This window comes from Kocuria cellulosilytica, from assembly GCF_040981245.1.
Taxonomy (GTDB): domain Bacteria; phylum Actinomycetota; class Actinomycetes; order Actinomycetales; family Micrococcaceae; genus Kocuria; species Kocuria cellulosilytica.
Window position 1 is genome coordinate 1 of record NZ_JAVFWZ010000155.1, and the last position, 513, is coordinate 513.

The window sequence follows — 513 nt, forward strand, 5'->3', positions numbered from 1 at the left end:
CTCCGCCGACGGCTGGAACCGGATGGGCGAGCTCACGGTCGAGTGAGCCCCGTGCGGCGTCGACGGCCCGGGAGCGGCGCTCCCGGGCCATTGGCATGCGCAACCCCGCACGTGACAATGTGAGGCATGACCACACATGAGGCCGGGCTGGCCTCCGTCCAGAAGGCCTTCGCGCTGCTCGACGTCGTGGCGCGGGACTCCCGGGGGGCGACCGCCAAGGACATCAGCGCCGCGCTCGGCATCCCGCTGCCCTCGGTCTACCGGCTGCTGCAGACGCTCGTCGCCTCCGAGCACGTGGTCCACCTCCGGGACCAGCGCCGGTACGGGCTGGGCTACAAGGTGCACGCCCTCGACACCTCCCTGCGCCAGCAGGTCGGCACGCCCGTCGCGGTCCGGCGCGCCGTGCGCGAGCTGCACGCGGCCGCCGACGCCGCCGCCTACTTCGCGGTCTACCGCGGGGACGCCATCGTGGTGGCGCACGTGGTCGACTCCCCGCACCGGCCGCGGCTCGAC

At 74.3% G+C, this 513-nt stretch carries 1 protein-coding gene; it reads left to right on the forward strand.

What is annotated here, in order from left to right; all coding sequences use genetic code 11:
* Positions 1-126 precede the first annotated feature (126 nt).
* Positions 127-513: helix-turn-helix domain-containing protein (locus RCG67_RS17465; RefSeq protein ID WP_368828086.1), on the forward strand; the 387-nt coding region annotated here is incomplete at its 3' end.